18 protein-coding genes and 1 pseudogene are annotated in these 20,154 nt (G+C 73.7%); 7 read left to right on the top strand and 12 right to left on the bottom strand.

What is annotated here, in order from left to right:
* Nucleotides 1-86: 86 nt before the first annotated feature.
* From LCD31_RS23215 to LCD31_RS23205, 3 genes are read right to left on the bottom strand one after another with little or no spacing between them, the layout of a single operon-like run.
* Nucleotides 87-1,664: a hypothetical protein gene (locus tag LCD31_RS23215; protein ID WP_224961223.1), complete on the bottom strand. Its 1,578-nt coding sequence runs from the start codon at nt 1,662-1,664 to the stop codon at nt 87-89.
* Nucleotides 1,661-3,484 (bottom strand): NAD(P)/FAD-dependent oxidoreductase, encoded by a 1,824-nt coding sequence (locus LCD31_RS23210; RefSeq protein ID WP_224961221.1) that lies wholly within the window; start codon nt 3,482-3,484, stop codon nt 1,661-1,663. Before LCD31_RS23210 ends, LCD31_RS23215 begins: the two co-directional genes overlap by 4 nt.
* Nucleotides 3,485-3,532: 48 nt before the next feature.
* Nucleotides 3,533-4,954, bottom strand: a complete 1,422-nt coding sequence (locus LCD31_RS23205) for an MFS transporter (protein WP_224961219.1) — start codon at nt 4,952-4,954, stop codon at nt 3,533-3,535.
* A gap of 111 nt (nt 4,955-5,065) precedes the next feature.
* On the opposite strand from LCD31_RS23205, the gene LCD31_RS23200 reads away from it, so the two are divergent.
* From LCD31_RS23200 to LCD31_RS23180, 5 genes and pseudogenes are all read left to right on the top strand, one after another.
* On the top strand, nt 5,066-6,283 hold the full coding sequence (locus LCD31_RS23200) for a cytochrome P450 (RefSeq protein ID WP_224961217.1): 1,218 nt from the start codon (nt 5,066-5,068) through the stop codon (nt 6,281-6,283).
* Complete coding sequence (locus tag LCD31_RS23195) at nt 6,280-6,951, top strand: TetR/AcrR family transcriptional regulator (RefSeq protein ID WP_374201674.1); 672 nt, start codon at nt 6,280-6,282, stop codon at nt 6,949-6,951. The genes LCD31_RS23200 and LCD31_RS23195 overlap by 4 nt, the downstream gene beginning before the upstream one ends.
* Nucleotides 6,948-7,148, top strand: a complete 201-nt coding sequence (locus LCD31_RS23190) for a ferredoxin (protein ID WP_224961215.1) — start codon at nt 6,948-6,950, stop codon at nt 7,146-7,148. Before LCD31_RS23195 ends, LCD31_RS23190 begins: the two co-directional genes overlap by 4 nt.
* A complete protein-coding gene (locus LCD31_RS23185) occupies nt 7,145-8,314 on the top strand; it encodes an FAD-dependent oxidoreductase (RefSeq protein ID WP_224961213.1) in 1,170 nt (389 codons plus the stop codon). Before LCD31_RS23190 ends, LCD31_RS23185 begins: the two co-directional genes overlap by 4 nt.
* Before the next feature lie 47 nt (nt 8,315-8,361).
* A pseudogene (locus LCD31_RS23180) lies at nt 8,362-9,555 on the top strand (cytochrome P450); the annotation flags it as partial.
* Between the two features lie 131 nt (nt 9,556-9,686).
* Here LCD31_RS23180 and LCD31_RS23175 read toward each other — a convergent pair.
* From LCD31_RS23175 to LCD31_RS23145, 7 genes are all read right to left on the bottom strand, one after another.
* Nucleotides 9,687-10,163: a histidine phosphatase family protein gene (locus LCD31_RS23175; RefSeq protein ID WP_224961210.1), complete on the bottom strand. Its 477-nt coding sequence runs from the start codon at nt 10,161-10,163 to the stop codon at nt 9,687-9,689.
* 123 nt (nt 10,164-10,286) lie between these two features.
* Nucleotides 10,287-11,510, bottom strand: a complete 1,224-nt coding sequence (locus LCD31_RS23170; protein WP_224961207.1) for a cytochrome P450 — start codon at nt 11,508-11,510, stop codon at nt 10,287-10,289.
* Nucleotides 11,486-12,736, bottom strand: a complete 1,251-nt coding sequence (locus LCD31_RS23165; protein ID WP_224961205.1) for a cytochrome P450 — start codon at nt 12,734-12,736, stop codon at nt 11,486-11,488. Before LCD31_RS23165 ends, LCD31_RS23170 begins: the two co-directional genes overlap by 25 nt.
* 46 nt (nt 12,737-12,782) lie before the next feature.
* Complete coding sequence (locus LCD31_RS23160; protein WP_224961203.1) at nt 12,783-13,415, bottom strand: ATP/GTP-binding protein; 633 nt, start codon at nt 13,413-13,415, stop codon at nt 12,783-12,785.
* Complete coding sequence (locus LCD31_RS23155; protein ID WP_224961201.1) at nt 13,384-13,752, bottom strand: DUF742 domain-containing protein; 369 nt, start codon at nt 13,750-13,752, stop codon at nt 13,384-13,386. Before LCD31_RS23155 ends, LCD31_RS23160 begins: the two co-directional genes overlap by 32 nt.
* Nucleotides 13,749-14,174 (bottom strand): roadblock/LC7 domain-containing protein, encoded by a 426-nt coding sequence (locus tag LCD31_RS23150; RefSeq protein WP_224961199.1) that lies wholly within the window; start codon nt 14,172-14,174, stop codon nt 13,749-13,751. Before LCD31_RS23150 ends, LCD31_RS23155 begins: the two co-directional genes overlap by 4 nt.
* Nucleotides 14,171-15,475, bottom strand: coding sequence for an ATP-binding protein (locus tag LCD31_RS23145; protein ID WP_224961197.1), 1,305 nt, complete (start codon nt 15,473-15,475; stop codon nt 14,171-14,173). Before LCD31_RS23145 ends, LCD31_RS23150 begins: the two co-directional genes overlap by 4 nt.
* Nucleotides 15,476-15,828: 353 nt before the next feature.
* Here LCD31_RS23145 and LCD31_RS23140 point away from each other — a divergent pair, with 353 nt between their 5' ends.
* Nucleotides 15,829-16,668, top strand: a complete 840-nt coding sequence (locus LCD31_RS23140; protein WP_224961195.1) for a phosphatase PAP2 family protein — start codon at nt 15,829-15,831, stop codon at nt 16,666-16,668.
* A gap of 25 nt (nt 16,669-16,693) precedes the next feature.
* Here LCD31_RS23140 and LCD31_RS23135 read toward each other — a convergent pair whose 3' ends face one another.
* Together LCD31_RS23135 and LCD31_RS23130 are read right to left on the bottom strand one after the other, a co-directional pair.
* Nucleotides 16,694-17,665 carry a TIGR03557 family F420-dependent LLM class oxidoreductase gene (locus LCD31_RS23135; RefSeq protein ID WP_224961193.1) on the bottom strand — a complete coding sequence of 324 codons (972 nt, stop codon included), beginning with the start codon at nt 17,663-17,665 and terminating at the stop codon, nt 16,694-16,696.
* A gap of 67 nt (nt 17,666-17,732) precedes the next feature.
* Nucleotides 17,733-18,302 (bottom strand): TetR/AcrR family transcriptional regulator, encoded by a 570-nt coding sequence (locus tag LCD31_RS23130; RefSeq protein WP_224961191.1) that lies wholly within the window; start codon nt 18,300-18,302, stop codon nt 17,733-17,735.
* Between the two features lie 134 nt (nt 18,303-18,436).
* Between LCD31_RS23130 and LCD31_RS23125 the strand changes: the two genes are divergently transcribed.
* On the top strand, nt 18,437-20,011 hold the full coding sequence (locus LCD31_RS23125; RefSeq protein WP_224961189.1) for a GMC oxidoreductase: 1,575 nt from the start codon (nt 18,437-18,439) through the stop codon (nt 20,009-20,011).
* Nucleotides 20,012-20,154: the final 143 nt, after the last annotated feature.

Genomic DNA, 20,154 nt, shown 5'->3' with positions numbered 1-20,154 from the left:
CCGCCCCCCCCGCCCGCCCCCCCCCCCCCCCCCGGCCCCCCCCCCGCCCCCCCCCCCCCCCCCCCCCCCCCCCCCCCCACCGCCCGCTAACCGCGGGTGAGGCGCAGGACGGTGCCCTCGCCCCCGGCCGAGAGCAGCAGCGCGCCGTCCGGGGTGGCGGCGATCCCGGCGAACGCGCGCGGCTGGCCGGGGATCCCCGGCGTCACCACGGGTTCCGGGTCCCGGAGCGCGTCGACCGGCAGCTCCGCGACCTCGGCGCGCCGGGCGCCGGTGTCCGGGTCCAGCGAGAGCAGCCTGCGGGCACCGGCTTCGACGACGAACAGCTCGCCGCCCAGCCGCGCGAGGCCCTGCGGTTCGGCCAGCCCGTCGGCGAGGACGTCCACCGCGCCGTCGCCGATCCGCAGCACCCGCCCACCGCGCTGCTCGGTGGCGAAGCAGCGCCCGTCCTCGTCGAGCGCCACGTCCACCGGCCCGTCCAGTCCGTCGGCCAGCACGGTCACCTCGTCCGCCGCGTCGATGCGCAGCACCCGGCCCGCACCGGTCTCGGCGACCACCAGCGCGCCGCCCGCCGCGACCGCGATCCCGCCGGGCCCGTCCAACCCGGACGCGCGCACCCGCACCCGGCCGCCGTCCACGGTGCGGACCTCGCCGAACTGCGAGGTCACGTGCAGCACCCCGGAGTCGGCGGCGATGCCGTGCACGAAGCCGCCCAGCTCGGACAGCAGCGGCCCGCCCGCCTCCGCCCCGAGCTCGTCCGCGGCGGTGCCGAGCCGGAAGTGGTCGGCGGCGTACCAGCGCCCGTCGGAGTCGGCGGCCACGCCGAACGGGCCGTTGAACCCGCGCGCCACCACCGGGCGCACCGGCCCGTCCGCCTCGATCCTGGTCACCCCGCCGCTGGCGAAGCTGGAGACCAGCATCCGGTTCTCCGCGTCGAACGCGGCGTTGTCCATCCCGGCGATGCCGGTGCGGGTGATCGTGCGGGAGCCCTCCGCGTCGAAGCGGGTGACGATCCCCGCCACCCCGCGGGAGAGCACCACCAGCTCGCCTGCGCGGTCGAAGCGCACCGCGACCGGTTCGTGCACCTGCTCGGCGACCAGCTCCGCCGCGCCGCCCTCCGGGGAGATCCGCCACACCTCGCCGGTCATCATGTGCGGGTAGTACAGCGACCCGTCCGGCCCGAGCTGCATCGCGTTGCCCATCGCGAGCCCGCCGGTGAGCACCACCGGTTCGCGCCCGTCCGGGAACAGCTCCAGCACCCGCCCGTCCCGGTACATCTCGTTGACGAACACCCGGTTCCCGACGCAGGTGATCCCGTTCGGGCAGCGCAGCCCGCGTGCCACCACGGCGAGCTCGCCGTCCGGCGCGCACCGCCACACCAGTCCCGGGTTCAGGTCGGTGATGTACATCGAACCGTCCGCGGCGAAGGCCAGGTCGTCCGGCGAGCGCACCGGCCCGCCGACCGGCAGCACCGCCTCCACCTCGCCGGAGTCGACGTCGACCGCGCTGATCTGCCCCGCCAGGTACTGGGCGACGTGCAGCCGCCCGTCCGGGCCGAAGGCGACCCCGTTGGACCCCCACAGCGGGTTCGGCTCGTTCTCGCGGCGCGCGGTCCAGCGCCCGGCGTCGAGCACCGTCACCGCCGCACCGGACCTGCTGCGCGTCACGCGCGTTCCCCTTCCACCAGCACCTCGTCCACGCCACCGGCGGCCCGCCAGTCGCGCAGCAACCGGTAGAACTCGATGGCGCCGCCACCGTAGCTCTCGCTGCGCGCCCGGGGATCGCCCTCGTTGTTGTAGTAGCTCGGGGTGCACTCGGCGAGGAATTCCCGGTCGTAGCGCTCCTTCTCCCGGATCGTGGCGACCCACGCGGCTTCGGCCTCGGCGGTCGGTTCGACGCGGCGGGCTCCGCGGTCGCGGGCGGCGGCGATCAACTCGGCGACGTGCTCGGCCTGCTCGTCGAGGACGTGGGCGAAGTTCACCGAGCTCGCGTTCTGCGAGGCGCCGAGCCGGAAGTGGTTCGGGAAGCCGTGGCTGGTGAACCCGTGCAGCGTGCGCAGTCCGCCGCTCCAGTGCTCGGCGAGGGTGCGCCCGCCGCGCCCGCGCACCGTCCGCGCCGTCGTCATCGCCCCCGCGCCGAGGTCGAAACCGGTGGCGAACACGATGCAGTCCACTTCGTACTCGACGCCGGCCACGACCACTCCGCGCTCGGTGAGCCGTTCCACGCCCGCTCCCCCGGTGTCGACCAGGGTCACGTTGGGGCGGTTGAACGTCGGCAGGTAGGTGTCGCTGAACGTGGGCCGCTTGCACAGCCGGTGGTACCAGGGTTTCAGCGCCTCCGCGGTGGCCGGGTCCTCGACGATCTCGTCCACCCTGGCGCGCACCGAGTTCATCTTGGCGAAGTCGGCGAGTTCGGCGCGCAGCGCGTCGTCGGCGTCGAGGATCTCGTTGTGCGCGCTGGGCATGATGGAGCGGAAGGTCTCGGCGCTGTCGGTCCAGCGGTCGCCGACGAGGTCCTGCTCGGCGTGCCCGCCGGAGACGAGGGTCAGGAAGTTCTCCCGCCGCTCGCGCTGCCAGCCGGGGCGCAGCGATTCCGCCCAGCCCGGGTCGGTGGGCCGGTTCCCGCGTTCGTCCACTGAGGACGGAGTGCGCTGGAACACGTACAGGTGCGCCGAGTCCTGCCCGAGGTGCGGGACGCACTGGATGGCGGTGGCGCCGGTACCGATGACCGCGACCCGCTTGTCGGCGAGCCGGTGCAGCCCGCCGCTCGCGTCCCCGCCGGTGTAGTCGTAGTCCCAGCGGCTGGTGTGGAAGGTGTGCCCGCGGAAGGTCTCGATGCCGGGCAGCCCGGGCAGCTTCGGCCTGCTGAACGGGCCGCTGGAGACGATCACGTAGCGGGCGGTGAGCACGTCCCCGCGGTCGGTGCGCACCGTCCAGCGCTCGGCCTCCTCGTCCCACTCGCTGTCGACGACCTCGGTCTGGAAGCAGGCGCGGTCGTAGAGCCCGAAGTGGCGGCCGATGGCGCGGGCGTGCTCGCGGATCTCCTCGCCCGGCGAGTACTTCCACCGCGGCAGCGAACCGAGTTCTTCCAGCAGCGGCAGGTAGATGTAGGACTCGATGTCGCAGTGCACGCCGGGGTACCGGTTCCAGTACCAGGTCCCGCCGAAGTCGCCGCCCTTCTCCACGACGCGGATATCGGTGAACCCGCGTTCCACGAGCCGGGCCGCCGCGGTGAGCCCGCCGAATCCGCCGCCGATCACGAGGACCTCGGAGTGCTCGTGCAGCGCTTCCCGGGTGAATCCCGGTTCGACGTACGGGTCGTCGGCGTAGTAGCCGAACTCGCCGGTCGTGGCCCGGTACTGCGCGGACCCGTCGGGGCGCAGCCGCCGGTCCCGCTCGGCCCGGTAGCGCTCCCGCAGCTGCTCGGGGTCGAAGCCGAGCACGGCGGGGTCCAGCACGGCGCGCCGGGACTCCTCGGTGGTGGACATTCCGCTTCCTCCAGGTGGGTTTCGGGACGTTCGGGGTTTCCGGCGGGACTACTCGGCGGCGCGCCCGGGCAGGAACGCGGCGATCGCGAACGCGCCCAGCGAGGCGGCGGCGCCGATGCCCAGCACCACCTGGAACCCGGCGAGGGCGGGCAGCGCGGCGCCGCCGACCTGGTTGGTCATGTTCGCCAGGATCACCCCGGCCGCGGCGCTGGACACCGAGGTACCGATGGAGCGCATCAGCGTGTTGAGGCTGTTGGCCGCGGCGGTCTCCGACACCGGGACCGCGCCCATGACCAGCGCGGGCATCGCGCCGTAGGCGAGCCCGATGCCGGCGGCGATCACGCAGGAGACGACCATCAGGTGCCAGATCTCGGACATCAGGACGAGCCCGAGGCCGTAGCCGGCGGCCACGACGAGCGCCCCCGCCATCAGCGTCACCTTCGGCCCGCGTTCCCGGGAGATCCGCGCCGACACCGGCGACATCGCCATCATCACCAGCCCGTTCGGGGCCATCACCAGCCCGGCGGCGAGGATGGACTGCCCGAGGCCGTACCCGGTGGCGGCGGGCAGCTGCAGCAGCTGCGGGATCACCAGCGAGGTCGCGAACATCGCGAACCCGAACACCACCGAGGCGAGGTTGGTCAGCAGCACCTGGCGGCGCGCGGTGGTGCGCAGGTCCACCAGCGGGTGCTCGGTGCGCAGTTCCCACCAGCCCCAGACCAGCAGCACGAGCAGCCCGCCCGCGACGAGCCCGAGCGTCGTCCCGCTGCCCCAGCCCCAGTCGGCGCCCTTCGACAGCGCCAGCAGCAGGCACAGCAGCGCGATGGACAGCCCGATCGCGCCCGGCAGGTCGAACCGGCCGCCGCCGCGGACCCGGGATTCCGGCACGAGGGTCGCGACGAGCACGGCGGCGAGCAGGCCGAGGGCACCGGCGGCCCAGAACAGCGCGTGCCAGTCGGCCTCCTCCGCGACGAACGCGGCGGCGGGCAGCCCCAGCGCACCGCCGACGCCGAGCGAGGCGCTCATCAGCGCGGTCGCCCCGCCAAGCCGTTCCGCGGGCAGTTCGTCGCGCATGATGCTGATCCCGAGCGGGATGACCCCGGCGGCGAGGCCCTGCAGCAAGCGGCCGGCGACCATCAGCGCCAGCCCGTTCGCCAGCGCGCACAGCACCGAGCCGCACACCATGATCCCGAGGCTGATCAACAGCATCCGCCGCTTGCCGAACATGTCCCCGAGCCGCCCGACGGTGGGCGTGGCGACGGCGGCGGCCAGCAGGGTCGCGGTGATCGCCCACGCGGTGTCGGCGGCCGACGCCCCCAGCAGCCTGGGCAGGCTCGGCACCAGCGGCACGACCAGGGTCTGCATCAGCGACACCGAGATGCCGCCGAAGGCCAGCACCGGGACGACCACGTTCGTCCGCGCGGGCGGCGCGTCGTCCGGGCGCCGCGGCGCGCTGAGGGCGTGGGTCATGGTGCTCCCGTCTCGTTCCGATGCCCGCCTTTAAGGCAGGCGCTTGACTGACGTTAGCAGCTGCGGTTCACTACCTCCAAGTTCGTTTCCCGAACACGAGGAGAAACCGCGGTGACCACACCTGACGAGCGGGTGCTCGACTACCCGATCCCCGCACCGGGGCCGCTGGAACCACCCGCCGAATGGGCCCGGCTGCGCGCCGGCTGCCCCGTCTCCCGCGCGAAGCTGCCCAGCGGGGACGAAGTCGCGCTGCTGACCCGCTACGCCGACGTCAAGGGCGTGCTCGCCGACCCGCGGTTCGGCCGCAGCCTCGACGATCCCGACGCGGCCCGGATCTCCGACACCGAATCGGGCGGGCTGTTCAACAGCGAGATGTCCACCGCGCTCCCGCAGAGCGGCGAGGGCCACCAGCGGTGGCGGCGCCTGGTCAACCGCTGGTTCACCGCCAAGCGGATGCTGGCGCTGCGCCCCGAGATCGAGCGGATGGCCGAGAGCCTCGTCGACGACATGATCGCCGGTGGCGGACCCGCCGACCTCAAGGCCGCGCTCGGCTTCCCGCTGCCGGTGTGGGTCATCTGCGACATGCTCGGCGTGCCCACCGCGGACCGGGACCGGTTCTCCCGCTGGTCGGACACCTTCCTGAACCTCACCCGGTACTCCGAGCAGGAGTTCAAGACCGCCGAGGCCGACTTCTTCGGCTACATGGCCGGGCACATCGCCGCGAAGCAGCGGCAGCCCGGGGACGACCTGCTCAGCGAGCTCATCGCCGCCACCGACTCCGAAGGCGAGCGGATGCCGGACCGCATGCTCGCCGCCACCGGGCTCGGGCTGCTCATCGCCGGGCACGAGACGACCGCGAACATGATCGGCAAGATGGTCGCGATGCTGCTGTCGGACCGGCGGCGCTGGGAACGGCTGCTGGCCGACCCGTCGCTGGTGCGATCCGCGGTCGAAGAGGTGCTGCGCTTCGACGCCAACTCCGGGCTCGGCATGGTCCGCTTCCTGCACGAGGACGTCGAGATCGCGGGCACCGAACTGCCGCGCGGCACCACCGTCATGTGCAACATGGCCGCCGCGAACCGCGACGAAACCGCCTTCGACGGCGCCGACGACATGGACCTCGCCCGCACCCCCAACCCGCACCTCGCGTTCGGCACCGGCGCGCACTCCTGCCTCGGGCAGGCGCTGGCCCGCAACGAGCTGCAGGTGACGCTCGAAGTGCTGCTGCGCAAGCTGCCGTCGTTGGAACTCGCGGTGCCCGCCGAGCGGCTGCGCCCGCTGGAAGGGCTCGTCGTCGGCGGGCTGAGCGAAGTCCCGGTGCGGTGGTGACCGTGGGCGCGGCGCGGTCCCGGCAGGTGCGGGCGACGCGGGAGCTGATCCTGTCGGCGGCCGAGCGCCTGTTCGCCGAGCACGGGATCGCCGCCGTGTCCAACCGCCAAGTCAGCGAAGCCGCCGGGCAGGGCAACAACACCGCCGTCGGCTACCACTTCGGCACCAAGGCCGAACTGGTCGCCGCGATCCTGCGCAAGCACCACGAGCAGGTCGAGCGGTTGCGCGCCCGGATGGTCGCCGGAGCCGACGGATCCGTGCGCGGCTGGGTGTCCTGCATGGTGCTGCCGACCGCGCTGCACCTGGCCGAGCTGGGCTCGCCGACCTGGTTCGGCAGGTTCGGCGCGCAGGTCATGACCGACCCCGCCTACCGCGAGATCGCCGAGCGCGCATCGCGGAGCTCCCCGGCGCTGCTGCGGGCGGGCGGGGAACTGCACCGGCTCCTGCCGGAACTGCCGGAGCCCGTGCGGGAGGAACGCCGCGACATGGCCCGGCAACTGGTGGTGCACGGGGTCGCCGAGCGCGAACGCGCGCTCCCCGACGGCACCACCACCCCGCGCGAGACGTGGGAACAGGCCGGAACCGGCCTGGTGGACGCGATCACCGGTCTCTGGCTCGCGCCCACCACTTCCGAGATCACTCCGAGGGAACGGGGAAGCACATCGTGAAGGTGACGATCGACGAGGAGAAGTGCTGCGGCGCGGGCACGTGCGTGATGGTGGCGCCCGAGGTCTTCGACCAGCGCGACGAGGACGGCGTGGTGGTCCTGCTGGACGCCGCTCCCCCGGCGGGGCTGCACGACGGCGTGCGGGAAGCGGCGAACATGTGCCCCGCGGCCGCGATCGCGCTCAGCGAGGAGTCGTGAGCGTGCTGGTGGTCGGCGCCTCCGCCGCCGGCCTGTCCACGGTGGAGGCCCTGCGGCGGGCCGGGCACGACGGGCCGGTGGCGGTGCTCGGCGACGAGCCGCACCCGCCCTACGACCGGCCGCCGCTGTCGAAGAAGGTGCTCGCCGGGGAGTGGGAGCCCGACCGCGTCCGGCTGCGCACCGACGAGGTGCTCGCCGGGCTGGACGCCGAGTTCGTCCTCGGTGACGCGGCGGTGTCCCTGGACGCGGCGAACCGCACCGCGCGCACCGCGTCGGGACGAGAACTCGGCGCCGAGAGGATCGTGCTGGCCACCGGGGTGCGGCCGCGCACCCTGCCCGGGCACGAGGGCCTGACCGGCGTGCACGTGCTGCGCACCGTCGAGGACTCGCTGGCGCTGCGGGCGGAACTGCACCCCGGCGCCCGGCTGGTCGTGGTCGGCGAGGGCGTGCTCGGCTCGGAGATCGCCGCCACCGCGCGGGCGGCGGGCCTGCACGTCACCCTCACCGGGCCGCTGCCGACCCCGATGGCCGGGCAGCTCGGGCCGCTGGTCGGCGGCAGGCTCGCCGCGCTGCACGCGGAGCGCGGCGTCGAGCTCCGCCTCGGCCACGGCGTCACCGGGTTCACCGGGCACGACCGGGTGACCGGGGTGCGGCTGGACTCGGGCGACGAGCTGCCCGCCGACGTGGTGGTCGTCGCCGTCGGCGCGGTGCCGAACACCGGATGGCTCGCGGGCAGCGGGCTGCGGCTCGACGACGGGGTGGTGTGCGACTCGCGGTGCCGCGCCGCCCCCGGGATCTACGCGGTCGGGGACGTGTGCCGGTGGTTCGACGAGCGGACGAACTCGTTGCTGCGCTTGGAGAACCGCACGCACGCGACCGAGCAGGCGGGGGTGGTGGCCGCGAACGTCCTCGGCGCCGACCGCGCGTACTCGCCGATCCCGTTCTTCTGGACCGACCAGTACGACGTGAAGATCCAGGTGCACGGAACGGTGCGGCCCGCCGCGGACGCCGAGGTGGTCGACGGCGACCTCGCCGACGGGCGGTTCGTGGTGCGCTACCGCGAGGACGGCCGCACGACCGGGGTGCTCGGCTGGAACATGCCCAAGCAGACCCGCCTGCGCCGCCAGGAGATCGTCGACGCCGCCGCGGCTGCTCCCGCCCGCTGAAGTCCACTTCGGACGTTCCCGTGAACCGCTCCCACCGGAAGGCCACCATGCCCGAACATCCCGCCGCGGCGGCGGAGTTCCCGTCCGCGCGCTCCCGCTCCTGCCCGTTCGCTCCCCCGCCCGCGCTGCGCGAGGCCGCCGCGCACCGGCCGCTGACGCGGATGCGGCTGTGGAACGGCAGCACCCCGTGGGTGATCACCGGGCACGCCGCGCAGCGCGCCCTGCTGTCCGATCCGCGGGTGAGCACCGACGAGAAGCGACCGGACTTCCCGCACATCAGCGCCGCCTCGCAGGCGCACTCCGCCGACCGAGCGCCGAGCATCTTCAACACCGATGCCGCCGAGCACAGCCGGTTCCGGCGGATGATGACGTTCCCGTTCACCGCCAAGCGGGTCTCCGCGCTGCGGCCGTTCATCCAGCGCACCACCGACGAGCTGATCGACGCGATGCTCGCCGGGCCGAAGCCCGCCGACCTGGTCTCCGCGCTGGCGCTGCCGCTGCCGTCGCTGATGATCAGCGAACTGCTCGGCGTGCCCTACGCCGACCACGAGTTCTTCCAGCGGCACAGCGTGCTCGCCATCGACCGGGACGCCACCCCGGAGCAGAGCGCGGCCGCCAGTGGCGCGCTGCAGGACTACCTGGCCGACCTGATCACCGCTCGCGTCGAGGAACCGGGCACGGGCTGGGTGTCCGACCTCGCGCAGCGCGTCACCGCCGGCGACGTCACGGTCGCCGAGGCCGCGCAGCTGGGCATGGTGCTGCTCATCGCCGGGCACGAGACCAGCGCGAACATGATCGGGATCGGCACCGCGAAGCTGCTCCAGGACCCGGCGCAGCTGGCCGTGCTCCGCGACGCCGAGGACCCGAAGGTCGTGGCGGGAGCGGTCGAGGAGCTGCTGCGCTACCTGTCGGTGGCCCACCACGGGCTGCGCCGCGTCGCGCTGGAGGACATCGAGGTCGAGGGCGAGACGATCCGCGCGGGCGAGGGCATCGTGCTGGCGCTGCCGCTGGGCAACTGGGACTCCGCGGCGTTCGCGGAACCGGAACGGCTGGACCTGCACCGCGACGCGCGGCAGCACAACGCGTTCGGGTTCGGCGTGCACCAGTGCGTCGGCCAGCAGCTGGCGCGGGTGGAGCTGCAGGTCGTGTTCGGCACGCTGTACCGGCGGGTGCCGACGCTGGCGCTCGCCGTGGACCCGGCGGAGATCGCGTTCAAGTTCGACAAGCTCGTCCACGGCGTGGAGTCGCGGGCGGGGGGGGGGGGGGCCCGCGGGGCCCCCCCCCCCCCCCCCCCCGGGGGGGCCCCCCCCCCCCCCCCCCCCCCCCCCCCCCCCCCCCCACCCCACCCCGAGAGCAGAACGACCCGAGAGCCTCACCCCCGAGGCTTCGCCGAGTCCTGGAGGGTGGCCCAGCCCGGTTCGACCTGGGACCAGGAACCGGTGCCGGTGAGCACCGCCAGCTCCGTCGTCGCCAGCTGGTGCGGCACCCCGGTCAGCACCGCGACCAGGTCCTCCAGCCCGGGGTTGTGGCCGACCAGCACCGCGGTCGCGGCCTCCTCGGGCACGTCGTTGAGCACCGCGATCAGCTCACCGGCCGTGGCGCCGTAGAGGCGCTTGTCGTGCCGGGTCTCGACCTTGCCGGTCACGCCCGAGATCAGCTGCCAGGTGCGCCGAGCCCGCTTGGCGGGGGAGCAGAGCGCGAAGCCGATGTCGGGCACCCGCTCGGCCAGCCACCTCCCCGCCTCCGGCGCGTCCCGTTCGCCACGTTCCGTGAGCGGGCGTTCGAAGTCCTCGACGTCGTCCGGCCACGCCGACTTCGCGTGCCTGCACACCACCAGAGTGCGTGTCATCGCCACCGTTCCTCATCGTCGTGGCGTCCAGGGTAGTAGGACGGGCGCTGCCGAGGCGTCCGCCGAAACCGGTGCCCGGAGCCGCATTTCCCGCCGGAAGCGGACGGACCGCGCAGGCCGGGCTCAGCCCGCGAGCCGCACCGGCAGCGCCTTCGGGCCGTTGGAGATGAACGACTCGGACGGTTCCAGCGCGTCGGAGCCCACCGCGAGGGCGAGGTCGGGGAACCGGTCGAACAGGGCGGGCAGCGCGATCTGCGCCTCCAGCCGCGCCAGCGCCGCGCCGAGGCAGAAGTGCGGGCCGAAGCCGAACGCCAGGTGGTCCCGCGCCCCGCGCCGGGCGTCGAACACCTCCGGTGCGTCGTAGTGGCCGGGGTCCCGGTTCGCCGCGGCGTAGGAGGCCAGGATCGCGTCGCCCTCGGCGATGACGGTGCCGTCGGCGAGCTCGATGTCGGTGGTGGCGAACCGCAGCGGCACGTTCGCCAGCGCCGGCTGCCAGCGCAGCGTCTCCTCGATCACGTCGTCCCAGCCGATGTCGCCTGCGCGCAACGCGGCGCGCTGCTCGGGATGCGTGGTCAGCGCGACCACGGCCTGGCCGAGCAGGTTCACCGTGGTCTCGTGCCCCGCGCCGATCATGAGGATCAGCGTGTCGGCGAGTTCCCGTTCGCTGAGCCGGTTCTGCTCCTCGTCGCGGGCCGCGAGCAGCCCGCTGGTGAGGTCGTCGCCGGGGTGCTGCCGCTTCGACTCGATGAGGTCGGTGAGGAAGCGGCCCATCTCCTGCGCCGTCGCCGCCGTCTCCTCCGGGGTGGCGGAGGTGCGGAACACCTCGTCGACGATGTGGCGCAGCGTCCCGCGCATCTCGGCGGGCACCCCGAACAGGTCGGTGATGACCGCGATCGGCAGCGGGTAGGTGAAGCCGGTGCGCAGGTCCACCTCGCCGGTCTCCGCGGCCAGCCCGTCCAGCAGCTCGGCGGTGATCTGCTCGATGCGGGGGCGCAGCGCCTGCACCCGGCGCGGCGTGAACGCCTTCGACACGAGGCCGCGCAGCCGGGTGTGCTCCGAGCCGAACGCGGTGAACATGTTGTCCACGCCGACCCAGGAGATCAGCGGCCAGTCCGCCGGGATCTCGCCGCGGATCCACGCGGGCCAGTGCTGCCGCGGGTCCTTCGACACCCGCGGATCGGACAGCAGCCCGCGCAGCTCGCCGTGGTCGGTGATCACCCACGCCGGGACGTCCCCGGGCAGCGCCACCAGCGCGGCCGAGCCGTGCGCGCGCAGCCGGTCGGCTTCCCCGTGCACGTCGGCACCGGCCGGGTCGAGAGCGGCTACCGGGCACTGCGATGCGGGCATCCTGATCCTCCTGTGGTGGGGTCGGCGAGCGAGGACACGGCTGGGAAGCGCACCGGCAGGGCCGTCAGCGCCCGGTGGAAGGGGCCGGGGCGCCACCGCAGCGGTTGCTGATCATCCAGCTCGACTTCGGGAACGTAGTCCAAAAGGGTCTCCAGCGCCACGGTCGCGATCAAGCGCGCGGGCCTGCTCGCGGGGCAGGTGTGCGCGCCCGCGCTGAACGCGAGGTGCGCCCGGTTGCCCGCCGGGATCTGCCCCGACGGGTGCAGCGACGGGTCGGTGTTGATCGCGGCCATCGAGATCACCACCGGCTCGTCGGCGGGCAGCAGCACGCGCCCCAGGTACACCGGGTGCCGCGGGTAGGTGATCGCGTAGTTCGCCAGCGGGGTGAACCGCCACAGCACGTCGTCGAGCGCTTCGTCCAGCGCGACGCTGCCGGTGGCCACCGCGTCGGCCACCCGGTGCTCGGTCAGCAGCAGGTACAGCGCGTTCGCGATCCAGTTGCCCAGCGGTTCCGCGCCCGCGCCCATCGTGATGATCAGCTGGTGCTGCAGCTCGTCGTCGTCGAGACCGTGCGGGTGCTCGATCATCCGGGTCGTCACGTCGTCGCCGGGGTTCGCGCGCTTGTACCGGACGAGGTCGTTGACGCTCTCCTCCAGGTACCGGTTCGCCAGCTGCGGGTCGGTGCCGTCCCAGAGCGCGGCGATCGCGGCGACCATGGCCTGCGCGATCTCGGCGGGGCAGCCGAACATCTGCTGCAGCACCAGCATCGGCAGCTGCGCCGCGTACTCGCCGAGCAGGTCGGCGTGGCCGCGGCCGGTGAACCCGCCGATCAGCCGGATGGCGCTGGACTGCACGAAGCGCCGCAGCTGGGCCGGTTTCACCGCGGTGAGGCTGTTCTCCACCGGCGGGCGCAGCCGCGCGTGCCGCTCCCCGTCGGCGAACAGCGTGTTCGGCCGCCACGACATCATCGGCAGCACCGGGGTGTCCGGCGGAGCGGTGTCCTGCCAGCGGCGGGAGTCCTTGACGAACACGTGCGGGCTGCGCAGCACCTGCAGCGCAGTCTCGTAGTCCACCACCAGCATCGCGGGCACGTCCGGGGCCAGCGTCACCGGCACGATCGGGCCGCGGGAGCGCAGCCGCGCGTACACCTGGTCCGGGTGCGCGGTGAACTCGTCGCCGTGCAGCGGGATGCGGTCTTGCAGGTCGGGGCCGGGCAGGGCCGTCATGGTCGCTCCGTCGTCGGGGAGGTCGTCGGGGGCTGGGGGAGTGCGGTCACGAGCGCACCGTCGGGTCGGCGGCGTGCCTGCCGGAGGTCGAGGCCAGCAGCACGTGCTCGACCAGGTCGATCAGCACCCGGGTGCAGGAGCCGACGTCCCGCGCGTCGCACACCGCGACCGGCGTGTCCGGCTGCGGGTCGAGCGCTTCGCGCAGGTCCGCCACCGAGTGCAGCGGTGCCGAGTCGAAGGCGTTCACCGCGATCGCGTAGGGCACGCCGAGCTCCTCCACCCGGTCCATCACGTCGAACGAGTCCGCCAGCCGCCGGGTGTCCGCCAGCACCAGCGCGCCCAGCGCGCCGTTCGCCAGCGTCCGCCAGAGGTAGGTGAACCGCTGCTGGCCCGGCGTGCCGAACAGGTACAGCACCAGCTGGTCGTTGAGGGTGCGGCGGCCGAAGTCCAGCGCCACGGTGGTCGTCGTCTTCGCCGGGGTGAGGTGCACGTCGTCGACCGCCTCGCTGGCCGAGGTCAGCGATTCCTCGGTGTGCAGCGGCACGATCTCCGACATGGTGTCGACGAACGTGGTCTTGCCGACCCCGGCCGGGCCGACCACGAGGATCTTGGCCGACCGCCGTACCGTCTCCGCGACGTAGGCCGACTCAGGCGGAGGTATCCAGGCGGCGGAGTCCATCGAGCACCTCCTGCAGCAGATCCGTGCTGGGCACCGACGCCGGGCGGTTCGCCGAGGCGGGCGTCAGGTAGCCCTCGTCGATCAGGTCGGACACCACCACCAGCGCCACCGTCAGCGGCAGCTCGGTGTGCGCGGCGATCTCGGCGACCGCGAGCGCACCGCCCTGGGCGACCTGCACGATCCGGCGGCGGTCCGGATCGAGCTCGGGCACCCCGCCGGTGGCGGCCGCCCGCACCAGGGCGGCCGGTTCCACCGGTTGCTCCGCCCGGGCCCGGCCCCGGGTGAGCACGTAGGAGCGCACCAGCTCCGATTCCCGGCGGTGCGGTCCGGGGGTCACGAACTCCGCCTGGCGGCGGTGCGCGCAGCCGTGCCCATCTCCTGCCCGAGCCGCTTGGCGGTCATCTGCATCTCGGTCGACACCACGCCGAGGTCGGTGTCGGCGTCGGTCACCAGCACGAGGTAGGACTCCTCGCCGAACGGTTGCAGCAGCTGGTAGCCCTGCGCGTGCTGCACCAGCACCTGCTCGAAACCGCCGGTGGGGTAGCCCAGCGGTTCCATCCCGTGCCGGGCGCAGGCTTGCAGCGGCGAGCTGACCGCCGCCCAGCGCTCGGCGTCGGCCTGGTCGAGGCCGGTGTTCTTGACCAGGAGCATCCCGTCGCCGGACACCGCGATGGCCGCCCGGATGCCGGAGTGCTCGACGAGGTCGTCGAGCACCCAGCTCCGGTCGGGTTTCGGCGCCGTCGGGGCCGTCTCGGTCATGCTCGTGCATCCCTTCTGGAAGTGGACGTGTCCAACGGGTCGTCCCCGTCGTGGTCGGGCGCGGTCTCCGCGTCGTCGTCGGTGGTGCGGGTGGCGCGCTGGAGCCCGCGCAGGCCCTGGGCCGCGTCGGTGGTGCGCCGCTGCGCCCCGTCGGCGATGGGCTGCACCGAGGCGCCCTCCGGCGCGGACAGGTCGCCGGAGCGGGTCATGGTGCGGCGGGGGCGCTTGGGCAGTCCGGCGGCGGTGGTCGTGGCCGGTTCGGCCTGGCGGTGCCGCGGCGCGTCCGGTTCGGCGGCGACCGGTACCGCCGCCGGTTCCGGGGCGCTCGGCCGGATCCCGGGTTCGTCCTGCCCGGCGGAGAGCACCGGCTGCTGCTCCAGCGTGGTCAGCAGGTGGTGCGGCACCAGCAGCACCGCGCGCAGCCCGCCGCGGCTGGAGGCGGCGTCGAGGCGCACCGTGAACCCGTAGTTCGCGGCCAGCACGCTGCACCCGGCGAGCCCGGTGCGCGGCGGGTTGCCCAGCTCGGTCAGCTCGATCTCCGAGTCGCCGCGGGACAGCAGCGCGTTGGCCTGGTTCAGCGAGTCCGGCGGCATGCCGACCCCGCCGTCGTGGATCTCCAGCGAGACGCCGTGGTACTCGGCGGTGATCAGCACGTCCACCGGCGCGGTCGGCGGGGAGGAGCGGGTCGCGTTGTCCAGCAGTTCGGCCAGCGCGGCGCTGAGCGGTTCCACCACGCGGCCCAGCACCGCGGTGGTGGTGTCCCGGGTGGACAGCCGAACCCGCTCGTAGTCGTGGATGCGGGACTGGGCGGCGCCGACGAGCCGGGACATCAGCTGCGGGCTGCGCTGCTGGCCGGGCGGGGATCCGCACAGCACGGTCACCAGCTGGGCGCGCCGCTGCGCCTGCGCCAGCAGGTGGTCGATCGGCAGCAGGTCCTCCAGCACGTCCGAGCCGTGCGTGCGCTGCATGTCGTGCAGCCGCCCGGCCGCGTTGTTGGTCAGCGCGAGGATGCGCCGCATCGTGCCGCCGAGCGCTTCCTGCGCGCCCTGCACGATCTCGCGGCGGAACTGCTCGTCCGGTTGGACGGGCAGCGGTTCCAGTGCGGGGGCGGTGGGCGGTTCCACGGCCGCGGCAGGTGGAGCCTGCGCGGGTTCCGGTGCCGGGAGCGGTTCGAGCGCCGAGAGCTGCTCGATCTCCTTGTGCTGTTGGCGCAACCGAGCGCTCAACAACGCCACCGCGGCTCCCAGCAGCACCACCAGGACCACCAGGCCGCCGAGTATCCACCCTGTCGTTTGTTGCATCGCCGTCCTCACCCATCCCGCGCCACCGCGGGTACCTCGGCCTTGCCAGCCGGCTCGTGGTGCTGCGTGCGCCCCCCCCACGGCGCACGCGGGCCACCGTAGCGAATGTTGATCACATTGAGTACAGTTGGCCGGTTCGGCCATGATCAACTTCGGAAATGTGATCGAGCACTGCTCCGGGCGGGTGACCGAGGTCTTGCGCGGAGTGCCCCCGTCTGCTCTCGCGTGCCGGATTTCGCCGTCGTGCGCCGCCGAACGAGCGCCCGCGGGGCCGTTCGGGGCATCGGTGCAGGTGTCCGGGTTCCACCGGAGCCGGTACCGGGCCCACGGCGGATCTTCATATGATGTTGGGAATGTCGACACCTGCCGTTCAGCCGTCGTTGGCCGCCGAGCCGAACCCGTACGTGCCCGGCCTGAGCTCCGACCTGTACCGGGGCATCGCGGGCGCGGGCGCGGCGAGCCCCGAGTGGCTGCAGGCGTTCGCCGAGTTCTTCACCGAGGCCGCGATCATCGGCTTCCTCGCGGCCTTCGCCGTGCTGTTCGTCCAGGCGCGCAACGACGAGGACCACGTGATGGCCCGCGCCGTGCTGCCGCCGCTGGGCACCGCGCTCGCCTACCTGGTCAGCGAGGTCGTCAAGTCCTTCATCCAGGAGGACCGGCCGTGCCGCGCGGTCGCGCACGCGCAGTCCATCGCGGCCTGCCCGGAGCTGGGCGACTGGTCGTTCCCCAGCAACCACTCCACGATCGCCGCGGCCGCCGCGATCGGCCTGTTCTGCGCGCGCCGCAGCTGGGGCTGGGCGGCGGTCGTCGTCGGGCTGCTGACCGGGCTGTCCCGGGTGTTCGTCGGCGTGCACTACCCGCACGACGTGCTGGTGGGCCTGCTGCTGGGCGGGGCCGTGGCGGCGCTGCTGCCGATGCTGGCGGAGCGGATCACCCCGCTGGTGGGGCGGCTCCGCGAGACGTCCGCGGGCGAACTGGTGCTCGGTGCCGGGGACGACGGCTGGGACGACTTCGCGGACTACGACGACCGGGACGAGCACGAGCACTTCGACGAGTTCGATGACTTCGACGGCGTCCGCGGCGAGGACCGGGCGCGCGCCGGACGTCCCGCGCCCGTCGCGGACGACGACCGCACCGTCCAGCTCCCCGCCGTCGACGACGCCACCGTCCAGCTCCCCACCGTCCGCCGCTGACCGGCCCCCGGCGGGTCGGCGCCGTTCAGCCCACGAGGCTGCGGAGCCGGGGCAGCAGTTCGCGCCGGGAGAACTCGAAGAACCCGTCCTGGTGCTCGTCCCCGCCGACCTGCACGAGGGCGACGTCGGTGAACCCGGCGTCCCGGAACGACGAGACCGCGTCCACGATCGGCTCGACGTCCGGGCCGCACGGGATGTTCTCGGCCACGTCCTCGGGCCGCACGAACCCGGTCGCCGCGGCGAACCCGGCCGGTCCGGGCAGGTCCGCGTTGACCCGCCAGCCGCCGGCGAACCACCGGAACTGCTCGTGCGCCCGCTCGATCGCCGCGTCCCGGTCGGTGCCCCAGGACACCGGCAGCTGGCCGACCTTCCGGTCGCCGCCACCTGCGGAGTCCCAGCCGCGGCACAGCGCCTCGCTGGGATCGGTCGCGATCATCGCCTCGGCCAGCGGCGCGAACCGGGAGGTGGATCCCGGCCCGGACACGGCGATGCCGATCGGCACCGGCCGCGCAGGCACGTCCCACAACTTCCCGGCGTCGACGCGGAAGTGCTCGCCCGCGTAGTCGACCCGGTCGCCGCCGGAGAGCGCGCGGATGATCTCGACGGCCTCGACGAGCATCTCGTGCCGGACGCCGACCGACGGCCAGCCGCGGCCCACGACGTGCTCGTTGAGGTTCTCCCCGGCGCCGAGTCCGAGCGTGAACCGGTCCTGCGAGAGCAACCCGATCGTCGCGGCCTTCTGCGCCACGATCGCCGGGTGGTAGCGCAGGATCGGCGCGGTCACGTAGGTCATCAGCTCCAGCCGCTCGGTCACCTGGGTGACCGCGCCGAGCACGCTCCACGCGTACGGCGAGTGCGCTTGGGCGTCCAGCCAGGGCGAGTAGTGGTCGCTCATCACCGCGAAGTCGAAACCGGCGTCCTCGGCGAGCGGGGCGTGGCGCACCAGCGCGCGCGGGCCGGACTGCTCGGTCATCAACGTGTATCCGATCCGAACCATGCCGCCCAGGCTGGCAGCAGCCGCGCTTGAACGCGTCCCGGCGGCCCGTGCGGTGCGCGGACGCGGTTCAGCCGGGGCGCGGGCAGAGCCCGTCGAGGGTGACGGCGATCAGCTTGCGCACCGCGTCGTCGGCGCGCGGCAGCTTCGAGGCGAGCGCCCCTTCGACCATCTCCAGCACGAGCACGAGGTCGGCCGGGTCGAGGTCGGTGCGCACTTCGGCCGCGGCCTGCGCGCGGTGGAAGGCAGGGGTGAGCACGGTGACCAGGGCGTCGGCGAAGCGCTGCTGCTCCTGCTCGGGCAGCTGCCGGATGAGGTTGACCAGCGGCCGCCGCACCACCAGGTCGGACAGCACGACGTGCAGCAGCTCGCGGAACGGCCGGTGCTCGCGTTCGGCGCCGTCGACGAGGCGCGCGAGGGCGTCGATGCGGTTCGCCGCGACGGTGGTGGCCAGCGCGTGCCGATCGGAGAAGTGGCGGTAGACGGTGGCGCGGCCGAGCCCGGCGCGGCGCGCGATCTCCTCGATCTGCACCGGTTCGGAGCCTTCGGCGAACGCCTCGTCCGCCGCCCGCAGGATGATCTCGCGGTTGCGGCGGGCGTCGGTGCGCTGCGGGGTCAGCAACGCTCGCCGTTCGCGCACGACGCGTGATGCTACCCGTGCGTAGTGAGAACGTCGACCGGTTTCCGCTCTCGGTTCGGTTCCCTACGCTTCCGAGCCACCCGCGCCCGTGATCAGCGATGACGCGCCGAGTCCCCCACCGCACAGGAGTCCGCATGCCCGAACTGAGCCGACGTTCCGTCCTCAAAGGCGCCGCCGTCGCCACCGGTCTCACCGCGCTCGGCGCGCCGAGCGCCGCCGCGTCGAACCGGGTGCGGCTGACCCGCGAGGAACACCGGGTCGTCGTCATCGGCTCCGGGTTCGGCGGCGGGGTCACCGCGCTGCGCCTCGCCCAGGCCGGGGTGCCGGTGCTGGTGCTGGAACGCGGCGTCCGCTGGCCCACCGGGCCGAAGGCGGACACCTTCCCGAGCATCACGCGGCCGGATTCGCGCATCTCCTGGCTGGGGTCCACGCCGTCGCTGTTCGGCCTGGAGCTCGCCCCGTTCGACCGCTTCACCGGGCTGATCGAGCAGGTCCCCGGCCGCGGCATGGACATCATGTGCGCCGCGGGGGTCGGCGGCGGCTCGCTGGTCTACCAGGGCATGACGCTGCAACCGGACGAGGACGTGTTCAACGCGACGCTGCCCGAGCAGCTCGACTACCGGCGGATGGCGCGGGAGCACTACCCGCGGGTGGCGTCGATGCTGCGCCTGGCGACCGCGCCGGACGAGCTGATCGCCAGCGCGACCTACGAGCCGTCCCGCGCGTTCGCCCGCGGCGTCGAGCGCGCCGGGTACCCGCTGTCGAAGATCCCGATGCCGATCGACTGGGACTACGCGCTGCGCGAGCTGACCGGCGAGCTCAAGCCGTCCTACACCAACGGGGACTGCGCGTTCGGCGTGAACAACGGCGGCAAGCACTCCGTCGACGTCACCTACCTCGCCGCCGCCGAAGCCACCGGACGGGTCACCGTCGCACCCCAGCACCACGTCACCGACGTGGCGCAGGCCCCCGACGGGCGCTGGCAGGTGCACGTGGACCGCATCGCCACCGACGGCACCGTGCTGGAGCAGAAGCTCATCACGGCCGGGGCGCTGGTGATGGCGGCGGGCACCGCGAACACCACCAAGCTGCTGATGCGGGCCGCCGCCAAGGGGCAGATCCGCGACCTGCCCGACGGTCTCGGCTCCGGCTGGGGTTCCAACGGGGACCGCATCTACACCTGGACCAGCTTCGCCGAGGACTTCGGCTCGCCCCAGGGCGGTCCCGTCGTCTACGGCAGCCTGGAGTGGGACGACCCGGCGCGGGCCAACACGGTCATCCAGGCGTCGATCCCGCCGATCGCGGACCTGCGCACCACGATGCTCGTCGGCTACGGGGTCAGCGAGGGCCGCGGCGAGTTCGTCTACGACGCGCACAGCGACGACGCGGTGCTGCACTGGCCGCACGACGGCGACGCCGAGCTGGCCCGGCACGTCGACGAGCGGGTCGCCCGCATCGCCGGGGACGGCGCGGTGCGGCTGGACACCACCTCGCTGGTGCCGAACACCTGGCACCCGCTGGGCGGCGCGTCGATGGGCTCGGTCTGCGACCTGGCCGGGCGGGTGCTCGGCAAGCGCGGGTTGTACGTGCTCGACGGCGCGCTGCTGCCCGGCACCAGCGCGGCCTGCAACCCGTCCATGACCATCGCCGCCGTCGCCGAACGCGCCACCGACGAACTCGTCGCCCACGACGTCGGCACGGTGATCTGAGGCGGTCCGCCCGCGGCACCGGACGAGCCGGACCCGGGCGCCCCCGGGGGGGGGGGGGGGGGGGGGGGGGCCGCGCCGAAGGCACCCCCCCCGCGGCGAACGCCCCCCCCCCCCCCCCCCCGGGGGGGGGCGGCCCCCCCGGG

The organism is Saccharopolyspora sp. 6M (assembly GCF_020176775.1).
Classification (GTDB): domain Bacteria; phylum Actinomycetota; class Actinomycetes; order Mycobacteriales; family Pseudonocardiaceae; genus Saccharopolyspora_C; species Saccharopolyspora_C gregorii.
The sequence above is the reverse complement of the archived record's forward strand: the minus strand, read 5'-3'. Positions and strand labels throughout refer to the sequence as shown.